Source organism: Wolbachia endosymbiont of Drosophila seguyi (assembly GCF_028981765.1).
GTDB classification, from domain to species: domain Bacteria; phylum Pseudomonadota; class Alphaproteobacteria; order Rickettsiales; family Anaplasmataceae; genus Wolbachia; species Wolbachia pipientis.
Genome location: NZ_JAPQLM010000020.1, coordinates 1 through 6,984, shown reverse-complemented (window position 1 = coordinate 6,984; position 6,984 = coordinate 1). Strand labels below are relative to the sequence as shown.

At 32.7% G+C, this 6,984-nt stretch carries 8 protein-coding genes; 5 read left to right on the top strand and 3 right to left on the bottom strand.

Features of this window, described 5'->3' with window-relative positions:
* Window positions 1–249 precede the first annotated feature (249 nt).
* Entirely contained in the window at window positions 250–1,122 is an 873-nt protein-coding gene (locus tag OZD62_RS00360) for a hypothetical protein (protein WP_070356897.1), read from the bottom strand.
* Window positions 1,123–1,237: 115 nt separating this feature from the next.
* Window positions 1,238–1,576 (bottom strand): glutaredoxin 3, encoded by a 339-nt coding sequence (grxC, locus tag OZD62_RS00355; RefSeq protein WP_007550037.1) that lies wholly within the window; start codon window positions 1,574–1,576, stop codon window positions 1,238–1,240.
* A 68-nt stretch (window positions 1,577–1,644) separates the two neighbouring features.
* Between grxC and ribF the strand changes: the two genes are divergently transcribed.
* The 4 genes from ribF to OZD62_RS00335 are packed head-to-tail and all read left to right on the top strand — an operon-like array spanning window position 1,645 to window position 5,726.
* A complete protein-coding gene (gene ribF, locus OZD62_RS00350; protein ID WP_010082493.1) occupies window positions 1,645–2,577 on the top strand; it encodes a riboflavin biosynthesis protein RibF in 933 nt (310 codons plus the stop codon).
* Window positions 2,574–3,050 carry a signal peptidase II gene (lspA, locus tag OZD62_RS00345; RefSeq protein ID WP_006279329.1) on the top strand — a complete coding sequence of 159 codons (477 nt, stop codon included), beginning with the start codon at window positions 2,574–2,576 and terminating at the stop codon, window positions 3,048–3,050. The genes ribF and lspA overlap by 4 nt, the downstream gene beginning before the upstream one ends.
* 29 nt (window positions 3,051–3,079) lie before the next feature.
* Window positions 3,080–4,420: a M16 family metallopeptidase gene (locus OZD62_RS00340; protein WP_275019186.1), complete on the top strand. Its 1,341-nt coding sequence runs from the start codon at window positions 3,080–3,082 to the stop codon at window positions 4,418–4,420.
* Window positions 4,407–5,726: a M16 family metallopeptidase gene (locus tag OZD62_RS00335; protein WP_010962819.1), complete on the top strand. Its 1,320-nt coding sequence runs from the start codon at window positions 4,407–4,409 to the stop codon at window positions 5,724–5,726. Before OZD62_RS00340 ends, OZD62_RS00335 begins: the two co-directional genes overlap by 14 nt.
* Window positions 5,727–5,735: 9 nt before the next feature.
* On the opposite strand, the gene purN is transcribed toward OZD62_RS00335, so the two are convergent.
* Window positions 5,736–6,296, bottom strand: coding sequence for a phosphoribosylglycinamide formyltransferase (gene purN, locus OZD62_RS00330; protein ID WP_010082490.1), 561 nt, complete (start codon window positions 6,294–6,296; stop codon window positions 5,736–5,738).
* 304 nt (window positions 6,297–6,600) lie between these two features.
* On the opposite strand from purN, the gene OZD62_RS00325 reads away from it, so the two are divergent.
* On the top strand, window positions 6,601–6,984 hold a 384-nt coding region (locus OZD62_RS00325), incomplete at its 3' end, for a hypothetical protein (RefSeq protein ID WP_275019185.1).

The following is a 6,984-nucleotide window of genomic DNA, read 5'->3' as shown; positions in this document are numbered from 1 at the left end:
GAGACGCCAGATACGTGAGTTTTTTTGTCATTTAATCTGTACAGAGAAGATAAATAAATAGCTTCAGTTTTATGATAAGGGAGTTGGCGGAGTTTGTCAAGTAAGTTTTTCGCTTCTGCGGGCTACTTGAATAACGGCTACAATGTTCATACAGCTATGTACATAGCTGGAACCCAAAAAAAGAACCAAGTAGCCAAGCTACTTGGATGACAGAAGGTAATATAAGAAGTCTATTGGCTCTCGTATACCTTAGTGAAACTTAACAAGTTTATCTATAGTTTTAGTGATGATTCTTGGAGTATCCGGAGAAACTGCTGAGCTCAGCCTATTTAGTCGCTCTATAGCAAACTCGCTGTTCTCATTTGTTATGAAATCACATAAAATATTTTCTATATCCTTAGTAACACTTTCATGCTTCCTCAGAGGATGATTATGTGGATACCTATTGATGGTTCTGATGCTAGAATACTCAACAAAAGCTTGATCCTTAAAAGCAAGTTGTCTCAATTTCTCTTTGAATTTTCCTTCTTCCTCTTTTGCTAAAAGGCGAGACTTTATCAGTGATTTTATAATCAAATTTATAGCTTGATGCATTTCAGAATGCACTATAACTTTAATGGTATTTTCTTCTACTATACAATCATAAATACTTTTTTCGCTCTTTAGTGACTCTATAAGCGTTCTGCTATTTTGTGAATTCAATTCCAAATTCTCTTCACTCATAGGAGTTATTATGAAGGTGTTCTTACTCACTCTGATGTTAAATTGTGGAGAGCCTTCAGAAAAGGAAAATGCTACATCCTTAAATTCAAGTGCATGATTGTATGCAGCAAAAAGGGTGTGTGCTATAACACTGCTGGGCACCTTCATTCCATGTTTACTCAGGTGGTTCAATACATTTTCAACCTCATGATATGTAAAGTCTGTATCTTTTAGCAATTCAACAACTTCTATGCCGTTGTGTTGTTTATACTCTATTCTCACTTCTTCTGTAAAAAGTGTTTTAGCTGCTATATGCTTATCAAGCACTGTGAAAATCTTGATGAAATTCTCTAAATCTTGTTTGTTAACTAATTCGATACTAATTAAGTTTCTGCTAATAATTGAAATATTTTTTGTCATTTTTTCCCACTAAAAAAACTCACTGAATGAATTGTATTTTTAATTCATTAAGAATTGTTTAAAGTGAGCATACTAGTTTTCATTTACGTATTACACGACAAAACAAGATAAAAAGTTACATAAAATCATCATGTGGTATAACACACTCTCCACATTCATCATTGCTGTTTGTGTAGGTTGTGACATCAGTGTGATTGTCATTATTATTTAGCATATCATCCAACTTTCCTTCTTTTTCAAGATCCATCAATTTGTCACACCCCCCAATGTGCTTATCGTTGATAAAAATCTGTGGAACTGTTCTAACGTTATACTTTGATTTTATGTCGTTAAATAGATCTGAGTTTTTGAGCACATCAATTTCTTCATACTTCACACCTTTTTTATCTAGTAAATCCTTTGCCCTTATGCAGTATGGACAGCCCTTCTTTACATATATCACAACATTTTTCACAATTTATCTCCGTAGCTTACTAAAATATAGTTATTATATATAAGAAACATGTAAAAACATCAAATTGTATGAAAATTATTTATAATTGTGAGCAAGGAATAGAAAATAATATAGCACTAACCTTCGGAAATTTCGATGGCATTCATTTAGGACACGAGTTTGCAATTTCTACTCTAAAGAAGGTAGCACAAGAAAGAGGATTACCCTCTGCAGTTTTAACTTTTGAGCCTCACCCATCAACTGTTTTATTTGGTAGAAACAATTTTAGGTTAATAGACCAAGAACAAAAAAAGGAACTAATCAGCAGCTATGGTATAGATTACTTATATATTATTAATTTTAATAGAGGTTTTTCTGAGGTTAGCTGCGATGACTTTATCAGTGAGATTTTAATAGATAAATATGGCGCTAAACACATAATTGTCGGAGAAAATTGCACTTTTGGTCATAAACGATTGGGTAATATATTAACTCTAGAGAAATATTCTGAAATATATGGATACTCTTTGACTAAATTAGAGCCATTAACAATTGACGGCAAAATTTGCTCTTCTTCTTCAATAAGGGAGTATGTACAAAGGGGCGAAATAGAAATTGCTAATAAATTGCTCGGCAGGCCTTATCAAGTTTCTGGTGTTGTGACAAAAGGTGCATGTAGAGGTAGAGAAATAGGATTTCCAACCATAAATATTCCTATAGAAGATTGCATGATAAAACCTAAGTTTGGCACATATTACGCTAGAGTGACTTTTCCTGATAGTAATCCAAATTGGTTATATGGAGTAGTCAATATTGGTATGAGACCTACTTTTAAGGATCTGAAAAAGCCTATAATAGAAATGCACATATTCGATTTTGATGAAGACGTATATAGTCATAAAGTCAATATACAACTTTTAAAATTCATAAGGTCAGAAAAAAAATTCCATAGTATTGAGGAGTTAACAAAACAGATAAATTATGATATACTTAAAGTTTATAGGTTAAAGGCAAATTTATGAAAAAGTTATGCTTAGTTGTTATATTAATTATAGTATTGATTGACCAAACGAGCAAATTGTACATAAACTCATTGATTGATGAAGGAGAATCAATTGAGATCGCTAGTTTTATAAAACTAGTTGAAGTTTGGAATTCAGGTATTAGTTTTGGAATGTGTAGCGCTTTACCACATGGCGGTTTCTTTTTTTCAGCATTTTCAATACTAATAATTGGTATACTTGCATATTTGATATACAAGTCTGACGATCAGTCAACTTACCTTGGTTTTTCTCTGATGATTGGTGGCGCAATCGGAAACGTAGTTGATAGGATCTATTGGGGAGCTGTATATGATTTCATATATTTTCATATTGATGATTGGTATTGGCCAGCCTTTAATTTAGCAGATTTATCTATAGTTTGTGGAATGTTTACATTGTTATATAAGTGGTATATATACGATATGCTTATTTCTAAACAAAATGAGGAATAAAATAATTGTTTCTATATTAGGTCGAAATAATGCTTCATAAGTTTTTTAGTTTTCTTATACTACCTGTACTTTTTTTTACTTACCCAATTTCTTCGAATGCTTTAAACATAGAGCACAACATAAAATATACTAAACTCAGTAACGGACTAGATGTTTATGTTGTTTCTAATCATCGGATTCCAGCCGTTTTACATGCAGTAATATACAAAGTTGGGGGAATGGATGATCCAATCGGCAAAGCAGGATTGGCTCACTACTTTGAACATTTAATGTTTGAAACTACAGGGAAGTTCACAGATATAGAAGCCACTATGAGTAGCATTGGGGCTCAATTTAACGCATTTACCACTAAAGAATATACCTGTTATTTTGAGTTGATCCACAAAAAAGATTTACCACTTGCAATGGAAGTTGAAGCAGATAGAATGGGCAGCTTTAATGTTACTCAAGACAAAATAGATAGAGAAAAAAACATCGTATTAGAAGAAAGAAAGATGAGATTTGATAACCAACCTCATAACTTGTTATGGGAAGAAATGGATAGTGCATTTTACCGTACTGGCTATGGTAGGTCTGTTATCGGCTGGGAGAGCGATATCAAAACTTACAATTTGGATGACATAACGAGGTTTCATGATAACTATTATCACTCCGGCAATGCAATATTACTGATTGTGGGTGATGTGGAACTTGATGAAGTAGTGAAATTAGCAGAAGAAAAATATGGCGAAATTAAAGCTAAACCTGTAATGAGAAATTACCCAAATCAGGATCCAGTGCATAATGCAGGTCTATCGGTGACCTTAGAGAGCACTGAAGTAAAAGAATCAGTTTTATATTTTCGTTATCGTGTTCCCTTATTTGATCACATAAATGAAGCCTCTGCTACTCATTTAGCGGTTGACATTTTAGGTGGCGGCAAATCCAGCAAACTGTATAAAGATTTGGTTTTAGATAAAGATGTGGCAGTATCAGTGTTTGCTTATTATAATAGCCTAGCTTTTAGTGATGACTACATTGATATTATGATAATTCCAAAAAGTGGCGCTAATTTAGATATTGTTGAAAGAGAGTTAGATAATGCTATTAATGGCTTCGTATCTAAAGGGGTGACGAGCGAGGAATTACAAAGCTCAAAATATAGGTATAAGGCAGCACAGTTTGATAATCTATCTGACTTAACTCATATAGCGATGTTCTATGTGCCACACCTTGCACTTGGTATTCCACTTGATGAAATAGATATTTCATATAGCAAGATTAATGATGTCAATCTAGAGGATGTAAATAATAAAATCCGTGCTATTTTTTCTGCTAATAAGTTAATTGGTCGTTTATTACCAAAAGGAGATAATAATGAGAATAAGTAAAATTATATTTCTATTTTTTTTCTGTCTAGGCTTTAATTTACAAGCAAGTGGTAACCTAAATATAGAGGAGGTCACTACCCGTAAAGGATTTAAGTTTTTATTTGTAGAAAATCATGATTTGCCAAAAGTTTCACTAAATATATCGTTCAAGGATGCAGGTTATGTGTATGAGAATAAGGAAAAACAGGGGCTTGCTTGGTTTACTTCTCTTGTAATCCAAGAAGGGGCAGGAAAAAATGATGCCAAAGATTTTGCGAAAAAGCTTGAAGATAAAGGGATTAGTTTAAATTTTATTGCTGATTTAGAAGCATTTAGGGTTTCATTAAATACTTTGTCTGACAATCTAGAGGAAGCAATTTCATTACTGAGCGATACTATAATGCGTCCTAAAGTTGACCCTGAAGGGTTGAATAGAGTTTTCGAGAAAGCCAAAGTTGATTTTAATAATCTTGAAAAAAATCCTTATTTTGTTGCTGGAAAAGAATTAGATACGTTATTGTTTAAAAAACATCCTTACTCAAAAAGTGTGTACGGTACTCTTGATACTATAATGAGCATTACTAGAGACGATGTTTTAACATACATAAAGCGTAATTTTGCTAAAGATAACATAGTTATCAGTGTTGCTGGTTGTACAAAAAAAGAAGAAATTATTACGCTATTAGATAAATATTTATCTAAATTGCCGTCAAAAAGATCAAAAGTTAGAAAAATACCTGTAAAAAATAATTTTGGTTCTGCAGAAAGTAAGAATATTTTTATGGATATACCACAGAGTGTGATACTTTTTGCTCAAAAAGGTATAGCTTATGAAGATCCTAATTATTATAACGCTGGTGTCTTAATTGATGCACTTGGTGGCATGAGGCTGAATTCAATATTAATGACAGAACTGAGGCAAAACTTGGGTATTACTTATGGTGTTTATGCAAGTATTATTTCCAATAAACATGGAAATATTATATCTGGATTTATAAGTACTGATAGTTCTACTGCTGGCAAAGCTATATCAGCAGTAAAAGATACATTTAGCAGAATAAAAAAGCAAGGAATTGACGAACAATTGTTCAAGGATGCAAAAATTGGCTTGGTAAATAATCTTGTCCTTTTCCTGTCCAATAACACAAATACAGCAACGCTGCTAGATAATATGCAGATAAATGATCGTGATGTTAACCGTATAAATAATTATGCGAATATCATTAATGATGTTAAATTAGAGGAAGTAAACGAACTGGCAAGTTCTTTACTGGAACCTGAAAATTTATTTTTTGTTGAAGTTGGAAAAAACGCTCAAGGTCAATAATTATTACAGTCATATATCTTCTGCTATTGACCTTACTGCTTCTACATAACACTTATGCTCCTCAGCTAGAATGCGTTCTGAGAGGCTTTGAATATCATCAGCTGGTAACACTGGTACAACAACTTGAGCAATTATGGCTCCAGCATCAACTTCAGGAGTGACATAATGTACAGTACAACCTGTAATTTTTACACCTGCTTTTAGAGCTTGCTCTTGAGCGTTTAGGCCTTTAAAAGACGGAAGTAAAGAGGGATGAATATTTATCACCTTGTTATGCCATTTACTCAGAAAATCAGCTTTGAGAATTCTCATAAACCCTGCAAGGCAAATTAAATCAACCTTATGTTGAACAAGTATTTCGTGAATTTTACCAGCATCAAGCGGTTTATCTTTAACAATAAACGCTGAGATTCCTGCTTGCTCTGCTATTTTCAGACCAGCAGCTTCGCTATTATTTGTGATAACACATGCAACTTCTGCGGAAAAATTCTGATCTTGACATGCTTCTATTAAGGCCTGCATATTCGACCCCCTACCTGAAATTAGTATTCCGAGTTTTATCTTTTTCATTATAGCACAGTTAGTTTAGAATTTAGTTAATACTAACAAAACAGCTCAAAAGGAAAACTTATTTTATAGCAAAGAAGGCAGACTAAACTCTTTATATAAGTGGACCTCTAATTTTGGACCTCACTGGACAACACAAAATAACGAATAGCCCCATGTACCCAGCTAAAACTAGCTTTAATGCTTAGATATTGTGCTATTTTTGTATAATATACTACTATAAGTATATATTTTTGTAATCGCGTTATTATTTATTTAACAAAGTATTAGTATAATTTATTACACTGGATTAAATGGAGAAAGTTCAATGAGTAAATTACCGAACAATGCAAAAATAGGTAAATCTCAGGTTACTCAGTGGGAGGTAATAAAAAATTGTGAATATGCTGATAATTGCTTGTCAAAAATAGTAACTTTGTACGTTATTAGAATAACTCAGCTATCAGATTTTTATACGAGTGACGAACCTGAAATTAACACTGTTTTAGCAAGAATAAGCGTGACAAGTGAAAATGTATTTTTAAACAAGGCTACTACTATTGAAGTTATGGAAGGTATTTTTCCGTATAAATTCAACAGCAAGAAGAGAAATAACGTATTAAGGTTAGAAGATTTGTATAATTATTTATGTTCTATTGTTAACAATAGCCTTCCAAAAGAAATGCTTGAAAGTCTTGTAAGGGAATATAAG